At 73.9% G+C, this 13,133-nt stretch carries 13 protein-coding genes; 4 read left to right on the plus strand and 9 right to left on the minus strand.

Features of this window, described 5'->3' with window-relative positions; all coding sequences use genetic code 11:
- Positions 1-39: 39 nt before the first annotated feature.
- The gene (gene guaB / locus MTO91_RS22450) at positions 40-1,551 is read right to left on the minus strand and encodes an IMP dehydrogenase (RefSeq protein ID WP_073576430.1); all 1,512 of its coding nucleotides are present in this window, start codon (positions 1,549-1,551) and stop codon (positions 40-42) included.
- A gap of 164 nt (positions 1,552-1,715) precedes the next feature.
- Here guaB and MTO91_RS22455 point away from each other — a divergent pair, with 164 nt between their 5' ends.
- Positions 1,716-2,108 carry a DUF5319 domain-containing protein gene (locus MTO91_RS22455; RefSeq protein WP_218622931.1) on the plus strand — a complete coding sequence of 131 codons (393 nt, stop codon included), beginning with the start codon at positions 1,716-1,718 and terminating at the stop codon, positions 2,106-2,108.
- Between the two features lie 79 nt (positions 2,109-2,187).
- Here the strand turns inward: MTO91_RS22455 and MTO91_RS22460 are convergent, their stop codons facing one another.
- The 4 genes from MTO91_RS22460 to MTO91_RS22475 form a co-directional block, all read right to left on the minus strand.
- Positions 2,188-3,381, minus strand: coding sequence for an anti-sigma-D factor RsdA (locus MTO91_RS22460; protein ID WP_476652645.1), 1,194 nt, complete (start codon positions 3,379-3,381; stop codon positions 2,188-2,190).
- Positions 3,374-3,949 (minus strand): sigma-70 family RNA polymerase sigma factor, encoded by a 576-nt coding sequence (locus tag MTO91_RS22465; RefSeq protein ID WP_062397752.1) that lies wholly within the window; start codon positions 3,947-3,949, stop codon positions 3,374-3,376. Before MTO91_RS22465 ends, MTO91_RS22460 begins: the two co-directional genes overlap by 8 nt.
- Before the next feature lie 799 nt (positions 3,950-4,748).
- Positions 4,749-5,345 (minus strand): response regulator transcription factor, encoded by a 597-nt coding sequence (locus MTO91_RS22470; RefSeq protein WP_010225624.1) that lies wholly within the window; start codon positions 5,343-5,345, stop codon positions 4,749-4,751.
- Positions 5,346-5,547: 202 nt separating this feature from the next.
- Positions 5,548-6,603 (minus strand): hypothetical protein, encoded by a 1,056-nt coding sequence (locus MTO91_RS22475; RefSeq protein ID WP_476652647.1) that lies wholly within the window; start codon positions 6,601-6,603, stop codon positions 5,548-5,550.
- A gap of 84 nt (positions 6,604-6,687) precedes the next feature.
- On the opposite strand from MTO91_RS22475, the gene MTO91_RS22480 reads away from it, so the two are divergent.
- A complete protein-coding gene (locus tag MTO91_RS22480; protein WP_062403765.1) occupies positions 6,688-7,023 on the plus strand; it encodes a WhiB family transcriptional regulator in 336 nt (111 codons plus the stop codon).
- 116 nt (positions 7,024-7,139) lie between these two features.
- On the opposite strand, the gene groL is transcribed toward MTO91_RS22480, so the two are convergent.
- A complete protein-coding gene (groL, locus tag MTO91_RS22485) occupies positions 7,140-8,762 on the minus strand; it encodes a chaperonin GroEL (protein WP_178376004.1) in 1,623 nt (540 codons plus the stop codon).
- A gap of 119 nt (positions 8,763-8,881) precedes the next feature.
- A complete protein-coding gene (gene groES, locus MTO91_RS22490; protein WP_020623960.1) occupies positions 8,882-9,172 on the minus strand; it encodes a co-chaperone GroES in 291 nt (96 codons plus the stop codon).
- Positions 9,173-9,451: 279 nt separating this feature from the next.
- Here groES and MTO91_RS22495 point away from each other — a divergent pair, with 279 nt between their 5' ends.
- Together MTO91_RS22495 and MTO91_RS22500 are read left to right on the plus strand one after the other, a co-directional pair.
- A complete protein-coding gene (locus MTO91_RS22495; RefSeq protein WP_476652650.1) occupies positions 9,452-11,044 on the plus strand; it encodes an alkaline phosphatase D family protein in 1,593 nt (530 codons plus the stop codon).
- An 18-nt stretch (positions 11,045-11,062) separates the two neighbouring features.
- Entirely contained in the window at positions 11,063-11,974 is a 912-nt protein-coding gene (locus MTO91_RS22500) for an aldo/keto reductase (protein WP_476652651.1), read from the plus strand.
- On the opposite strand, the gene rimI is transcribed toward MTO91_RS22500, so the two are convergent.
- Both rimI and tsaB read right to left on the minus strand, forming a co-directional pair.
- Complete coding sequence (rimI, locus tag MTO91_RS22505) at positions 11,953-12,444, minus strand: ribosomal protein S18-alanine N-acetyltransferase (RefSeq protein ID WP_251784381.1); 492 nt, start codon at positions 12,442-12,444, stop codon at positions 11,953-11,955. The genes MTO91_RS22500 and rimI overlap by 22 nt on opposite strands.
- A complete protein-coding gene (gene tsaB / locus MTO91_RS22510) occupies positions 12,441-13,130 on the minus strand; it encodes a tRNA (adenosine(37)-N6)-threonylcarbamoyltransferase complex dimerization subunit type 1 TsaB (RefSeq protein ID WP_251784382.1) in 690 nt (229 codons plus the stop codon). Before tsaB ends, rimI begins: the two co-directional genes overlap by 4 nt.
- Between the last annotated feature and the right edge of the window lie 3 nt (positions 13,131-13,133).

A 13,133-nucleotide genomic window follows, 5' to 3' on the forward strand; every position in this document is an offset into this window, starting at 1 on the left:
TAAGCGGCGCTGCTCAGGATGGTGCTGGGGCCCCCGTGACTACCGGGCGGCGTAGTTCGGGGCCTCGACGGTCATCGTGATGTCGTGCGGGTGGCTCTCCTTGAGACCGGCCGCGGTGATCCGCACCAGGCGCGCCTGCTGCAGGTCCGGAATGGTCTGCGCGCCGACGTAGCCCATGCCCGAGCGCAGCCCGCCGCCGAGCTGGTGCACCACCGAGGACAGCGGCCCGCGGAACGGGATCCGGCCCTCGATGCCCTCGGGGACGAGCTTGTCCTCGCTGAGCACGTCGTCCTGGGCGTAGCGGTCCTTGGAGTAGGACCGGCCCGCGGCACCGGCACGGCCCTGCATCGCGCCGAGCGAGCCCATCCCGCGGTAGGTCTTGAACTGCTTGCCCCCGACGAGGACCACCTCACCCGGCGACTCCGCGGTGCCGGCCAGCAGCGAGCCCAGCATGACCGTCGACGCGCCGGCCGCGATGGCCTTGGCGACGTCACCGGAGTACTGGATGCCGCCGTCGCCGATGACCGGGACGCCGGCCGGGGCGCACGCCCGGGTGGCCTCGTAGATCGCGGTGATCTGCGGGGCGCCGACCCCGGCGACGACGCGGGTGGTGCAGATCGAGCCCGGCCCGACGCCGACCTTCACCGCGTCCGCGCCCGCCTCGACGAGCGCCCTGGCGCCCTCGTAGGTGGCGACGTTGCCGCCGACGACGTCGACGTGGTCGCCGACCTCGGCGCGCAGCTTCGCGACGGTCTCCAGCACCCGGCGGGAGTGGCCGTGCGCGGTGTCGACCATCAGGACGTCCACACCGGCCTCGACGAGCTGCATCGAGCGGGCGTAGGCGTCGTCGCCGACCCCGACCGCGGCGGCGACGACGAGCCGCCCGTCCGGGTCCTTGGTCGCCAGCGGGTACTGCTCGGTCTTGTTGAAGTCCTTGATCGTGATGAGGCCGCGCAGCATGTCGTCGCCGTCGACGATGGGCAGCTTCTCCAGCTTGTGCCGGCGCAGCAGGCCCAGCGCGGCCTCCGCGGTGACGCCGACCTTGGCCGTCACCAGGGGCGCGCGGGTCATGACCTCCGACACGGGCCGGTCGGTGTCGACCTCGTAGCGCATGTCGCGGTTGGTGATGATCCCCACCAGCCGGCCGGTCTCGTCGGTCACCGGCACACCGGAGATCCGGAACTTGGCGCACAGGGCGTCGACGTCGGCCAGCGTCGCGTCGGGGCTGCAGGTCACCGGGTCGGTCACCATGCCGGCCTCGGACCGCTTCACGACCTCGGCCTGGGCCGCCTGTGCGTCCGGGGAGAGGTTGCGGTGCAGCACGCCGAGACCGCCGGCGCGGGCCATCGCGATGGCCATCCGGGACTCGGTGACGGTGTCCATCGGGGACGAGACCAGCGGCACCTGGACCCGCACCCGGCGGGTCACCTGGCTCGACGTGTCGGCCGAGCTGGGGATCACGTCCGACTCGGCGGGCAGCAGCAGCACGTCGTCGAAGGTCAGTCCGAGCATCGCGAACTTGTCCGGCAGGCCGCCCATCTCGCTCGTCATCTCTCCGGGGCTCCTCTTGCGGTCGAAGCAGTGTTGTCGAGGCGGTGCGGTCGACGCTGACGGCGGGCTCCCGCCGCAGGCCGCCATCGTACGTCCACCACCCCGGGGTGGGCCGGGGCCCGACCCCCTGCACCGGTACCGTGTACGCCGTGTCACCAGAGGCGCTGCCACCGGACCCGTTCGCCGGAGACCCGGATGACCCTGCGCTCTCGATGCAGGCCTATGACGACCGTGGTGACGGCCCGTGGCCGGGTTCCGGTGACTCCGATGTCCCCCCGTTGAACGAGACCGACCGCGGCGAGATCCTGGCCGACCTGGCGGACCTGGCCGTGTACCAGGCGCTGCTGGCGGGCCGTGGCGTCCGCGGGATCGTCGTCGACTGCGCGGACTGCGGCGAACAGCACTTCCACGAGTGGAACCTGCTGCGCGCGAGCCTGCAGCAGCTGCTGGACGAGGGCCGGATGCGGCCGCACGAGCCGGCCTACGACCCGGACCCGGCGCACTACGTCACGTGGGAGTACTGCCGCGGGTACGCCGACGCGACCCTCGCCGACTGAGCGCGGCACCCCGGAGACACACGACGGGCCCCGGAGGAGATCCTCCGGGGCCCGTCGCCGTGCTGCGTGCCGGACCGCGTCAGTTCGGTGTGCTGCTCACCGCACCGGTCGTCGTCGACGACGGCGGGGGCGTGGTGTCGTCCGAGGGGTCGGCCTGTCCCTCCCCGGCCGCGGTGGGCCGGGTCGTGGGCGCCGTCGTCGGCGTCGTCGGGTCCGCCTGGCCCTCCGTCGTCGGCGAGGTCTCCGACGGCGACGGCGACGTCGTGGGCGACGTCTCACCCGGCCCGTTCAGCACGGACGGGTCGGTGGTGCCCTCCGGGGAGGTCGGGCCGCCCGGGGTGGTCGCTCCCTGCGTCGGACGCGGGTCCGGCGCCGGGGTGTCCTCGTCGCCCTCGGAGACCGGGGGCGGCGGGGCCGGGGTCCCGTCGCGCAGCGGCGACCGTGGGTCGGTCGGCGTGCCCGGCGGGGTCTCGGCGACCTTCTGGCTCAGGAAGCGGTTCTGCTGCTCGAAGTCGTTGCGCAGGTCGGGCGCGGTGCGGTCCACCAGCGGGCCGAGCGCGGCGAGTTCCTGCTGCGCACCGACGGTGTCCCCGGCGGCGAGTTTGGCGTTGACCCGCTCGATGCCCTCGCGCAGCGTGGTCGCGGCCTGCACCTGTTCGGCGCGCTCGCTGTAGAGCACCCGGGAGACACCCCACAGGGCGTCGCCCGGCTCGGCCTCGTGCGCGCTGATCGAGACGACGGCCAGCGCACACGCCGCGACCGCCGCGGCGGCGACGAGCGGACGCAGGAAGGAGACCTTCCGCGACGGCTTCGCCGGCTGCAGGATCTGCACGGCCTCGTCGGTGTCGAGGAGCTGCGGGATCGGGTCGCGCTCGACCTCGTCCTTCCAGGACGAGAGCATCGCGGTCAGGTGGTCGTCGACGTCGTAGCCGCGCCGGCCGGGGCCGGACACGCCGAGCCCGGAGGACAGGGCGTTGATCAGCTCGTCGTCGGCCTGGAGCTCGACGAGGTCGATCGGGCCGTCGTCCTCGACGCCGTCGAGGTCGTCCCACTCGTCGGCGCGGGCGGCGTGCCGCTGCACGGCCGGCTGCGGGACGGTGCGCCCGTCGAACGGCACCGGGTGACCCCGGTGCCCGAGCGGATGCGAGTGGCCGTTGGTACGGGGAGGGCGGGGCTCGCCGAAGCGGCCACGCGTCACCGGTGCGGGCGGGCGCTCCCAGCCCTCACCGGGCGGCGGGGGGAAGCCCGGACCGTGCGGACCCTGGTCACGCATCCCGGACCACCTCCTCGCTCATCATCTTCCTCAGCCGGGCCAGCGCCCGGTGCTGGGCGACGCGGACGGCGCCCGGGGTGGAGCCGACGGCTGCCGCGGTCTCCTCCGCGGACAGACCCACGACCACGCGCAACACGATGATCTCCCGATGCTTGTCCGGAAGGATCTCCAGGAGCTTGGACATCTCCTCCGACAGTTCCACCTGCAGGGCCCGGGACTCCGGACCGTCGGACGACTCCATGCGGTCCGGCACGTCGGCCATCGGTTCCGAGCGGTTCCGGGACGCAGCCCGGTGCGCGTCGATGACCTTGTGGGACGCGATGCCGTAGACGAAGGCGAGGAACGGGCGACCCTGCACCCGATACCCCGGCAACGCCGTGAGCACGGCCACGCAGACCTCCTGGGCGACATCGTCCGCCGAGACGGACCCTCGGTCGGTCCCCAGACGGGCGCGGCAGTAGCGCACGACGAGGGGCCGAATCATGGCGAGAACGCGCTCGACCGCGGACCGATCGCCGGCCATGGCCGCTTCGATCCACTCGTCGGGAACGTCTCTTGATTCACTCATCGTGGGGAACCGCCCAGGCGTTACGAGCTTCCAGCAGTGTCATCCGATCGTGGAGGCAACCCGCGTCCGCGCAGGTGGGATCGGCTCGGATCCACCGTATCCGAGCGGGGCTCGCCGACGGGAGTCGCTCCATGTCAGATCAGACGATCGTGCACTGTTCCGGGTTGCGCGGGACCACGCCGGAACACGGCCACGGGGCGGCCACGGTCGGCGAGCGGTTCGTCACCCACCGCAGATTTGCGGTCACCGGACGCAGTGAAGATCGTCCGCGCCCGATCACCGGCCGTGGACCGCCCGGCGCGGGTCGCATCCGGTTCGGCGCGGAGTCCGGACGGGTCGCCGCCGGGGCCGCGGGGCTGCGGCGACGCATGTGACACCAGGGACGAGGGGGACGCCGGAGGACGATTCCCGGCGTCCCCCCGACCGCTCGTCGGACGAGGACCGATCGGAGGCGGACGGTTACGGCGTCCGGCGGATCCGTCGTCGGCCTCGCCCGGGGCGGCCGTGCGCCCCGGCAGGGTCCGGTCGCGGGGAGCACGACCGGCGTCCCGTCACCGGGGCGCCGGACCGGCCGGAGCCGGTCGGGGCGGGGGTCCCGGGCGTGGTGTCCCGGGTGCGGGCCGCGGGGTCTGCAGCGGCCCGGGTGCGTGGGCCGGACACGGGGATGTCCGGGCGTGGAGCCGGACCGCGGGGGTCGGTCCGGCTCACGATGCCCACCCGCGGGCGAGTGGGTGGAGCGGCCGGTTCGGGGTCGGTCGCTCGGTGGTGCGTTCTCGTGCCGTTCCGGGTGGGGCCCCGGTCAGGACACCAGGCCGCGCCGGAAGCCGTGGGCCACGGCCTGTGCGCGGTCACGGACGCCGAGCTTGCGGAACAGCCGGCGGGCGTGGGTCTTCACGGTGTCCTCGGAGAGGTAGAGCTCGCGGCCGATCTGGCCGTTGCTCTTGCCCTGGCTCATCCCGCGCAGCACCTGGAGCTCGCGCTCGGTGAGCTGGACCCCCGGGTCGGTGGGGACGCGCGGGGTCGGCACCGAGGTGCTGGCCAGGGTGTGTGCCAGCGCGGCGACCAGTTCGGGACGCGAGGCGTCCCAGCGCAGGTAACCGCGTGCCCCGCCGGCGATGGCGGCGGCGATGCTGCCGGCGTCGTCCGGGGCTCCGAAGACGATGACGTTGGCCTGCGGGTGGGCGGCCACCAGTCGCCGGGTGGCCTCCACCCCGGTGGGCACAGCACGCTGCGTCCCGACCAGGACGACGTCGACGGACTGGCGGGCGTAGCGGGCGAGGAGCTCGTCCCCGTGGGCGACGCAGTCGATGCGCTGGACCCCCGGGACCGCGGACATGACGCGAGTCAGTCCCTCGCGGACGCTGCGACGATCGTCGCAGATGAGTACCGTCGTCACGACGATTCCTTCCTGCAGCTTCCTGCAGCCGGGTGATTCTTCACCCTCCGAATCGGCGGGTGACACTCTCACCTTGACACGGTCGGGGCGATTTTGTGCCCTCCGTTCGGCGCTCTGACCCACGTGCATCAGCGTCATGTGGGTGAAGCGTCGCCGAATGGAGTAATCCATACGGTACATCGTCCGGGCCCGGCTCCGGGCACTACTCCCGCAGCAGTTCTCGCCCGCTACGGTCACTTCGCGTATAGATGACGCTCACCGTGTGCAACACCGCATGTCGGCGACCCTCCGCACCCGCTCGGCGACTGCGCGTATCGAATGGTGACGCTCCGGCGTGTCGCGCTCCGGCGACCGGTCCGGAACCGGCCTCCGGCATCGCCCGATCGGCCCCGCGGCGCCCGCGGTGCGGCCGAGCGGGTACGACATCCGGACCACCTCCGGCCGGGTCCGGTGCCCCGTCCGGCCCCGGTGCCGGCCCGGTGAGGTCGGCCCGGGCGAGCAGCGCAGGGCGGTGCAGCGGTAGCAGTCCGTGCACGAGCGCGTCCGCGGCCACCGCGTCCAGCTCGGCGACGACGTCCGCCCGGTCGTGCCCCGCCACCCCGGCGGCGACCGCCCGGACCAGGCGGCTCTTCAGCACGTGCCGCGCGGACCCGAGCGCCCGCGCCCCGGCCAGCGCCTCGTCGGCGGCGGCGAGCGCCGCCGCGGGGTCACCCGCGACCAGTGCGGTCTCCGCGGTCACCCAGCCGTGGCGGACCCGGGTGCGGTGGCCGTGCGGACCGCACCACGGCCCGGCCCGGCGCAGCAGCACGGCGGCGGTCGCGGCGTCGAGGCGGCCCAGCGCGTCGGCGGCGAGCCCGGTCAGCGCGTCGGCGACGGCCGCGGCGCGGCCGAGGCCCCACGGCCCGGGGTCGCCCGGGGTCACCGCGCCCGGCAGCACCAGCCGGAGCGCGGCGCCGTCGAGTGCGGCCGCGGCGCGGTGCCCGCCGAGCTGGCGCAGGTGCGAGGCCCGGGTGACGGTCGCGTGCGCCCGCGGCACGACCCCGGTCGCCGGGTCGCGGCGCACCCCGTCGAGGAGCGCGGCCGCGGCCGCGTAGTGCCCGGAGCCGCCCCGGGCGACGGCGGCCGCCCACCGGAGCTCCGCCGGCCCGTCCGGGCGCGCCGACGCGGCCACCTCCCGGTCCGTCACCGCCCCGGCGAGCAGGGCCCGGACCTCCGCCGACGGCGCCCGCCGTGCACCACCCTGTCGGACGTGCACCATCGTTCACCTCGAATCAGGTTTGCGGCCGCCATGGCCAGGGAATCTGAGCGTCATCAGGTTCGATAGCGAAGGCAGGTGACGAACATGGCGGACATCCGGAGGCTTCCCGGCCCGGTCGCCGACATCTACGACTGGCAGATGGAGGGAGCCTGCCGGGGGATGGACAGCGCGTTCTTCTTCCATCCCGAGGGTGAGCGCGGTCCCGCCCGGGCCCGTCGTGAGACCCGAGCGAAGCAGGTCTGTTCCGAGTGCCCCGTGGTGCAGCAGTGCCGCGAGCACGCGCTGAAGGTGCACGAGCCCTACGGCATCTGGGGCGGCCTGTCCGAGTCCGAGCGGGACGCGATCATCCGCGGTCCGCGCCGCACGCTCAAGGTCGCCGCCGAGGCGACCGTCCAGCCGGTGGAGATTCACACCGCCTAGAGAGCCCCGACCGGCGGGGGCTCCCATCTCCCGCCGGACGGCACACACTTCCTGCCCCGCAACGCACAACGGCGGGCGACCCGAGGGTCGCCCGCCGTCGTCGTGCTCGGACCGGATCAGTGACCGTGACCGTGCCCGTGGCCACCGGCCGGGGCCGGGTCGGCCTTCTCCGGCTTGTCCACCACGGCGCTCTCGGTGGTCAGCACCATGCGCGCGATGGACGCGGCGTTCTCCACCGCCGACCGGGTCACCTTGACCGGGTCGATGACGCCGTCGGCCAGCAGGTCGCCGTAGGAGCGGGTGGCCGAGTTGTACCCGGTCCCCCAGCCGCCCTCGGCGACGCGGGACACGACGATCGCGCCCTCGTCGCCACCGTTCTCGGCGATCCAGAACAGCGGCGCCGACAGTGCCCTGCGGACGATCGCGACACCGGTCGCGGCGTCACCGGTCAGGCCCAGCCCGCCCTCGAGCTCGGCCGCGGCGTGCACCAGCGCGGAACCGCCGCCGGGGACGATGCCCTCCTCGACCGCCGCACGGGTCGCCGCGACGGCGTCCTCGATGCGGTGCTTGCGCTCCTTGAGCGCGGTCTCGGTGGCGGCACCGGCCTTGATGACCGCGACGCCGCCGGAGAGCTTGGCCAGGCGCTCCTGGAGCTTCTCCTTGTCCCAGTCGGAGTCGGACTCCTCGATCTCGCGCTTGAGCTGCGCGACACGACCCTCGACGTCGGCCTTGGAGCCGGCGCCCTCGACGATCGTGGTGGCGTCCTTGGTGACGACGACGCGACGCGCGCGGCCCAGCAGCTCGAGCCCGGCCTCGTTCAGCTTCAGGCCGACCTCGGGGTTGATGACCTGACCGCCGGTGGCGACCGCGAGATCGTCCATGAACGCCTTGCGGCGGTCACCGAAGAACGGCGACTTGACCGCGGCGACCTTGACGGTCTTGCGGATCGAGTTGACGACCAGGGTGGACAGCGCCTCGCCCTCGACGTCCTCGGCGATGATCAGGAGCGGCTTGCCCTCGCCGAGCACCTTCTCCAGCAGCGGCAGCAGGTCCTGGATGGACCCGATCTTGTCGCGGTGCAGCAGGATGTACGGGTCGTCGAGCGCCGCCTCCATGGACTCGGAGTCGGTGACGAAGTACGGCGACAGGTAGCCCTTGTCGAACTGCAGACCCTCGGTGATCTCCAGCTCGGTCGAGAGGGTGGAGCCCTCCTCGACGGTGATCACGCCGTCCTTGCCGACGGTGTTGATCGCCTGGGCGATCAGGTCGCCGATCTCCTGCTCGCGCGAGGCGATGGCGCCGACCTGCGCGATGTGGCTCTTGGCGTCGACCGGGGTGGCCTTCGCCAGCAGCACCTCGGAGACCTTGGCCGAGGCCGCGGCGATGCCCTGGCCCAGCGCGAACGGCGCCGCACCGGCGGCCACGTTGCGCAGACCCTCCTTGACCAGCGCCTGGGCCAGCACGGTGGCGGTGGTGGTGCCGTCACCCGCGACGTCGTTGGTCTTGGTCGCGACGGTCTTCGCCAGCTGCGCGCCGAGGTTCTCGTACGGGTCCTCGAGGTCGACCTCACGGGCGATGGTGACGCCGTCGTTGGTGACGGTCGGGCCGCCGAACTTCTTGTCGATGACGACGTGCCGGCCGCGCGGGCCGAGCGTCACCTTCACCGCGTCGGCGAGCTGGTTCACGCCGCGCTCGAGCGCGCGACGGGTCTCCTCGTCGAAGCTGATCTGCTTCGCCATGTCTTGTTCTCGCTGCCTCTCGGGATACTCGGGTTCTCGGGGGAGAGACGCGACCGCCCCGGTGCGGGCCACCCGTGAGGGTGGACCACCCGGGGCGGTACGTCAGGCGGTGCCTCGCGTCAGTTGACGACGGCCAGCACGTCGCGCGCGGAGAGGATCAGGTACTCCTCGCCGTTGTACTTGACCTCGGTGCCGCCGTACTTCGAGTAGATGACGACGTCGCCGACGGCCACGTCGAGCGGGACGCGGTTGCCGTTGTCGTCCACCCGGCCCGGGCCGACGGCCAGGACCTTGCCCTCCTGGGGCTTCTCCTTGGCGGTGTCCGGGATGACGATGCCGGAGGCGGTGGTGGTCTCCGCCTCGCTGGCCTGGACGACGAGCTTGTCCTCGAGCGGCTTGATGTTCGCCACGACGATGACCTCCCCTTCCTGGGGTGAATCCGGTGTCACGGGTTCTCTAGCGGTGTCAGCAGCGCGCACGTGGCGACTCCCGCCCCGCCGTCGCGGGTGCCGGGGCGGAGGTCGTCCGCCGCGCGCGTTGGCACTCTATCCATGAGAGTGCCAGAAGCCGAGCGGGGGCTCAACCGCGCCGTTCGGGCGTGTCGGGAGTTCCCGGTCGTCGCCCGTTGTTCACGTGCTCGTCGCCCGGCGGCCCGGTGTCACTCGATCGGGAGCGTTGCACTGCACATCGTGGTCACCTCCCGCCGTTCGCTGCTGCGCGCCGGACTCAGCGCCGCCGCCGTCACCGCCGCCGCACCCCTGCTGCCCGGCGCCGCCGCCGCGGCGCCCGGACCCGCACCGGCCCGGCCGCCGGGCGACCCGTTCGGGCTCGGCGTGGCCTCCGGGGAACCCGATCCGACCTCGGTCGTGCTGTGGACCCGGCTCGCCACCGACCCCGTCGCCGAGGACGGCCTGGGCGGGCTCGGGAACCGCGCCACCGACGTCGAGTGGGAGATCGCCGACGACGAGCACTTCACCCGGGTCGTGCGTCGCGGCCGGGTCCGCACCGGGCCGGACGCGGGTCACAGCGTGCACGTCGAGGTGCCGGGCCTGCGCCCCGGCCGGGACTACCACTACCGCTTCCGCGTGGGCCGCACCGTCTCCGACGCCGGCCGCACCCGGACCGCGCCCCCGCCGGCGTCGATGACGCCGGTGCACATGGCCTTCACCTCCTGCTCCCAGTTCGAGCACGGGTGGTTCACCGCGTACCGGCGGATGGCCGAGGAGCGCCCGGACGTGCTGCTGCACCTGGGCGACTACATCTACGAGTACCCGGCGGAGGACTACGTCGCGCCCGGCGGGAACGTGCGCGACCACGCCGGCCCGGAGACGACGACGCCGGCCGGCTACCGGCAGCGCCTGGCCCAGTACCACGCCGACCCCGACCTGCAGGCCGCGCACGCGGCCGCGCCCTGGCTCGTCGTGTTCGACGACCACGAGGTCGAGAACAACTGGGCCGGCGACGTGCGGGAGCTCCCGCTCGACCCGCCCGGGGACTTCACCGCCCGCAAGGCCGCCGCGTTCCGCGCCTACTGGGAGAACATGCCGCTGCGCGCCGCCCAGCGCCCCCGCGGCGCCGCCATGCGGCTGTACCGCCGCGTCGGCTGGGGCGGGCTGGTCAGCTTCCACATGCTCGACACCCGCCAGTACCGCGGCGACCAGCCCTGCGGGGACACCTTCCGCAGCGACTGCGCGGAACGCACCGACCCGGCCCGCTCGCTGCCCGGGTCGGCGCAGGAACGCTGGATCGCCGACGGCTTCGCCCGCTCCCGCGCCCGCTGGGACGTGCTGGGCCAGCAGGTGTTCTTCTCCCAGGTCGACTTCACCCCGGGCGCCGGGCGCGGCTTCAACCCCGACGCGTGGGCCGGCTACCCCGGCTCCCGGGACCGCGTCGTCGACTCCTGGACCGCGGCCACACGGCGCGGCGGCGCACGCAACCTCGTCGTGCTCACCGGCGATGTGCACGCGCACTGGGGCGCCGACGTGAAGCGCCGCTTCGACGACCCCGCCTCGCCGGTGGTCGGGACCGAGCTGGTGTCCAGCTCGATCACCTCGGGCGGCGACGGCTCGGAGAAGCAGAACGGCTCCGACGCCGTCCTCGCCGACAATCCGCACATCCGGTTCCACAACAACCGCCGCGGCTACGTCAGCACCCGGTTCACCGCGGACCGGATGGAGGCCGAGTTCAAGGTGGTGCCGTTCGTGAGCCGGCCGGGCGCCCCGGTGCAGACCCGCGGACGGTTCGTGACCGAGGACCGTCGGCCGGGCCTGCGACCGCTGTAGCGGAGTAGGTTGGGACGCGTGGCTGACCTGGTTCTCGGCGCGAACGTCTTCGGGTGGACGGCGGACAGGGAGACCTCGTTCGCCGTCCTCGACGCGTTCGTCGCCGCCGGCGGACGGATGATCGACACCGCGGACTCCTACATGTGGCGCGCACCGGGGAACTCCGGCGGCGAGTCCGAGACGATCCTCGGCGAGTGGATGGCCGCCCGCGGCAACCGCGACGCGCTGCACCTCGCGACGAAGGTCGGCGCCCTGCCCGGCCGCGAGGGCCTGTCGGCGGAGAACGTGGCGGCCGCGGCGCGGGACTCGCTGCGCCGCCTGGGCACCGACCGGATCGACCTCTACTACGCCCACCGCGACGACGAGGCGACCGCGCAGGAGGAGACCCTCGACGCGTTCGACGCCCTGGTCCGCGAGGGGCTGGTCCGCGAGGTCGGCGCGTCGAACTTCTCCCCGGAGCGGCTGCGGTCGGCACTGGAGATCTCCGCACGCGACGGGCTGACCGCGTTCAGCGCCGTCCAGCCGCACTACAACCTCATGGAGCGCGACGCCTTCGAGGCGGGTCTGGCCCCGCTCGCCGAGTCGGAGAAGCTGGCCGTCCACCCGTACTACGGGCTGGCCAAGGGCTTCCTGACCGGCAAGTACCGGCCCGACTCCCCCGCCCCGGAGGGCCCGCGCGCCGAGGGCGCGGCGGCGTACCTGGACTCCCGCGGCCGCGCCGTGCTGGCCGGGCTCGACGAGATCTCCGCCGGCTACGGCGTCCCGGTCCCGGCGGTCGCCCTGACCTGGCTGGCCGCGCAGCCCGCGGTGACCGCGCCGATCGCGAGCGCACGCACCGTCGATCAGCTGGAACAGCTGCTGCCGATGCTCACCCTGGAACTGACCGACGACGAGTTGCGCCTGCTGTCCTACCTGTCCGCGACGTCCTGAGCGGCCTTCCGCACGCGGTCGCGGCGCATCGTGTGCGCGTCGGCCATCGACGGCCGGTAGTAGCGCCTGCGCAGCCCGACCACGGTGAACCCGTGGCTCTCGTACAGCGTGCGGGCCGGGACGTTGTCGGTGCGCACCTCCAGGAACACCGTGGCCGCCAGCTCGTCGGCGACGGCGAGCAGACCCCGCAGCAGCGCGCGGCCGATGCCGTGGCCCTGCCACGCCGGGTCGACGCCGATCGTGTGCACCTCCGCCTCGGCCATCGGCGGCCCGGCGACGACGGCGAGCCCGGCGTAGCCGACCAGCTCGTCACCGGCGCGGGCGGCGAGGTAGAGCTGGCCGGAGGAGACGGCGTCGCGGAAGGCCTGCGCGCTCCACGGGTCGTCCCCGGGGAACAGGATCTCCTCCAGCTCCGCGCAGCGCGCCGCGTCGGCCCGGTACAGCGGGCCCAGCGAGACGGTGGCGTTCACGCGGTGACGCGCTTGCGGCCGGTCGGCGGGGCGGCGTCGGGGCGGCGCAGGTAGAGCGGCTCGACCGGGGCGGGGGCCCGGCCGGCGAGCAGGTCCGCCGCGGCGACGCCGACCAGCCCGTCGACGGTCGGGGCGCCGGGGCCGCCGATCTCGCGGCCGAGCCGCCGGGCGAACGCCGGATCGCCGACCACGGTGCCGATCGCCAGCTCGTCCAGGCGCGCGGCCAGCGCCTCCGGGGCCTCGACGGCCGGGCCGGTCAGCCTGCGGACCGAGCGGGCGTCGGCGGGGTCGGACGCGTCGTAGGCGGCCCAGTAGACCTCCGTGCGCCGGGCGTCGGTGACGACCAGCAGGTTCCCGCCGGTGTGCAGCCCCCAGGCGAGGGCGTCGTGGGTGACGACGCCGTGCACCGGCACGTCGAGGGCGTGGCCGAGTGCTGTGGCCGAGGCGATCCCGACCCGCAGCCCGGTGAACGGGCCCGGACCGGCACCGACGACCACCGCCCCGACCTCGGCGAGCGCGTGGCCCGCCTCGGCGCACAGCGCACGGACCGCGGGCATCAGCAGCTCGCCGTGGCGGCGGCCGTCGTGCGCGCGGGCGGCGAGGGTCCGCGGCCCGCCGTCGGGGCCGAGGTCGACGAGACCGGCGGTGACGACGGTCGTCGCGGTGTCGAGGGCCAGTACCAGCACGCC

It is taken from the genome of Pseudonocardia sp. 2-7, assembly GCF_056341085.1.

Coding starts and splice junctions, on each gene's coding strand:
- groL (WP_178376004.1), bottom strand. CDS start 8,762: ATGGCGAAGCAGATCAGCTTCGACGAGGAGACCCGTCGCGCGCTCGAG.
- MTO91_RS22475 (WP_476652647.1), bottom strand. CDS start 6,603: ATGGTGCACGTCCGACAGGGTGGTGCACGGCGGGCGCCGTCGGCGGAG.
- MTO91_RS22460 (WP_476652645.1), bottom strand. CDS start 3,381: ATGCGTGACCAGGGTCCGCACGGTCCGGGCTTCCCCCCGCCGCCCGGT.
- guaB (WP_073576430.1), bottom strand. CDS start 1,551: ATGACGAGCGAGATGGGCGGCCTGCCGGACAAGTTCGCGATGCTCGGA.
- MTO91_RS22480 (WP_062403765.1), top strand. CDS start 6,688: ATGGCGGACATCCGGAGGCTTCCCGGCCCGGTCGCCGACATCTACGAC.
- MTO91_RS22465 (WP_062397752.1), bottom strand. CDS start 3,949: ATGAGTGAATCAAGAGACGTTCCCGACGAGTGGATCGAAGCGGCCATG.